We start from the raw sequence: 2,446 nt of genomic DNA, 5'->3' as shown, positions 1-2,446 counted from the left end.
GTAAGCGTCAAATCAGCACCGTCTAGACACTGAACGGCGCCGGTCGCAAAGTAGTCCCCACTAAATTTTGGCGGGGACTATTTTGGAAAGCGAAGTTGAACATAACAGGCGTCGGCGTAGCACGAACTACCCACTCGAGTTCAAGCGGCAACTGGCGCAGCAGGCGTGTGATTCTGCGGTGAGTGTGTCGCAGCTGGCCCTGCAGCATGGACTGAACACGAACATGCTGTTTCGCTGGCGACGCCAGTTGATGGCAGGCCAGCTCGACGAGGCCGAGTTGGTGCCGGTAACACTGGCACAGGCTTCGCCGATCAGCAAATGCCCGGCCGGTAGCGGGGTGATCGAGATCCGCATTGGCGAGGCAGCGGTGCGTATCGAAGGCAGTCCAGATCCGGCGACGCTGACGCTGGTACTGAAGGGATTGCGCGTATGATCGGCCTCCCTGCCGGTACGCGCATCTGGCTGGCTGCCGGCGTCACCGACATGCGCTCGGGATTCAATGGCCTGGCATCGAAAGTGCAGACGGCCCTGGCGGAAGATCCGTACAGCGGCCATGTATTCGTGTTCCGTGGACGGCGCGGAGACCTGATCAAGGTGCTATGGTGGACCGGTGACGGGCTGTGCCTGCTGTGCAAACGCCTGGAACGTGGACGCTTCATCTGGCCGCAGGCCAGTAGCGGCAGCGTGACGCTGACGCATGCGCAGCTGTCGATGCTGCTCGAGGGGATCGACTGGCGCCGACCAGAGCGCACCTGGCGACCGGAGTCGGCCTTGTAAACCTGTCGAGGTCCGCGTAAACTTGGACGCATGCTCAACGCCGCCGACCTGCCCGACGATATCGCCGCTTTGAAAGCCATGCTGCTGGCGAGCGAAGTTCGTGCGGCACAAAGCGAAGCGCGTGCGGCGCATCTGGCCGCCGAGCTGTCGACGCGCACCGCCGAGATCGAGCACCTGAAGCTGGTGCTTGCCAAGCTGCGGCGCATGCAGTTCGGGCGAAAATCGGAAAAGCTCGATCAGCAAATCGAGCAACTGGAGCTTCAGCTGGAGGACCTCGAAGCGGAAGAGGCGGTGGCCGAGGCGCAGGCTCCAAAGGATGTGGCTCCTCGCAAGAAAGCTGCACGCAAGCCGCTGCCGCCGCATCTGCCGCGCGAGGATCGTGTGCAGCTACCGGCCAGCGAAGCGTGCCCGGACTGCGGCGGCGATTTAAGACACCTGGGCGAGGACGTGTCGGAGCAGCTTGAATACGTGCCGGCCAGCTTCCGCGTGATTCGCCACATACGCCCTAAGCTGGCGTGCGCCTGCTGCGATACGATCGTGCAGGCCCCAGCGGCCAGCCGCCCCATCGAACGAGGCCTGGCCGGGCCAGGCCTGCTGGCCCACGTGCTGGTGGCGAAGTTTGCCGATCACCTGCCGCTGTACCGCCAGAGCGTGATCTACGCCCGCGAAGGCGTGGAGCTCGAACGCAGCCTGCTGGCCAGCTGGGTCGGTGCCGCCGGCACGCTGTTGCGTCCTCTGGTCGATGCACTGCGCCGCCACGTCTTCTCCGCAACGAAACTGCATGCAGACGACACGCCGCTGCCGGTGCTCGCTCCCGGCAACGGCAAGACCCGCACGGCGCGCCTGTGGACTTATGTGCGCGACGACCGCGCCAGCGGCGATGCTGCACCGCCAGCGGTGTGGTTTGCTTACTCACCCGACCGCAAGGGCGAGCATCCGCAAAATCACCTGGCCAATTTCCACGGCGTGCTGCAGGCCGACGCCTATGCCGGCTTCAACGCCGTGTACGAAAGTGGCCGCGTACTGGAAGCTGCTTGCTGGGCACACGCACGCCGCAAATTCTATGACCTGCACGCGGCACGGCCCACATCGCTCACTACCGAGGCGCTTCGCCGGATCGGCGAGCTGTATGCCATCGAGCAGAATATCCGCGGCAAGCCGCCGGACGAACGACGCGCCGCACGCCAGTTGCGCGCGAAACCGCTGCTCGATGACCTGGAGCGCTGGCTGCACGCCACGCTCTCCACGCTGTCGCGAAAATCCGATACGGCAGCGGCAATTCTCTATGCCCTCAAACTCTGGCCGGCATTAACCCGTTATGTCGACGACGGCCGCATCGAGATCGACAACTCGGCCGCCGAGCGGGCGCTGCGCGGTATCGCGCTGGGCCGGCGCAACTTCCTGTTTGCCGGCGCCGACAGCGGCGGCGAACGCGCTGCTGCCATGTACGGGCTGATTGGAACGGCCAGGCTGAACGGTATCGACCCCGAAGCCTGGTTGCGCCATGTGCTGACGCATATCGCCGACCATCCTGCGAACCGGGTCGACGACTTCCTGCCCTGGAACTGTGCCGCCAAGCTAGCCGGCTGAACTCCGCTTCCCAGCGGTGTGGCAAGCATCATCTCGTTTTTGCTTGCCGCGCTCAAGACGGTGCTGGGATGACGCTTAC

At 64.3% G+C, this 2,446-nt stretch carries 3 protein-coding genes; all 3 read left to right on the top strand.

Annotated features, from left to right (window positions below; all coding sequences use genetic code 11):
* The first annotated feature begins 82 nt into the window (after positions 1–82).
* From tnpA to tnpC, 3 genes are read left to right on the top strand one after another with little or no spacing between them, the layout of a single operon-like run.
* On the top strand, positions 83–433 hold the full coding sequence (gene tnpA / locus J3U95_RS28105) for an IS66-like element accessory protein TnpA (RefSeq protein ID WP_229520142.1): 351 nt from the start codon (positions 83–85) through the stop codon (positions 431–433).
* Positions 430–777 (top strand): IS66 family insertion sequence element accessory protein TnpB, encoded by a 348-nt coding sequence (tnpB, locus tag J3U95_RS28100; RefSeq protein WP_208281756.1) that lies wholly within the window; start codon positions 430–432, stop codon positions 775–777. Before tnpA ends, tnpB begins: the two co-directional genes overlap by 4 nt.
* A gap of 30 nt (positions 778–807) precedes the next feature.
* Entirely contained in the window at positions 808–2,367 is a 1,560-nt protein-coding gene (gene tnpC, locus J3U95_RS28095) for an IS66 family transposase (protein WP_208281755.1), read from the top strand.
* Positions 2,368–2,446 lie beyond the last annotated feature (79 nt).

The organism is Massilia oculi (assembly GCF_017582745.1).
Classification (GTDB): domain Bacteria; phylum Pseudomonadota; class Gammaproteobacteria; order Burkholderiales; family Burkholderiaceae_D; genus Telluria; species Telluria oculi_A.
The sequence above is the reverse complement of the archived record's forward strand: the minus strand, read 5'-3'. Positions and strand labels throughout refer to the sequence as shown.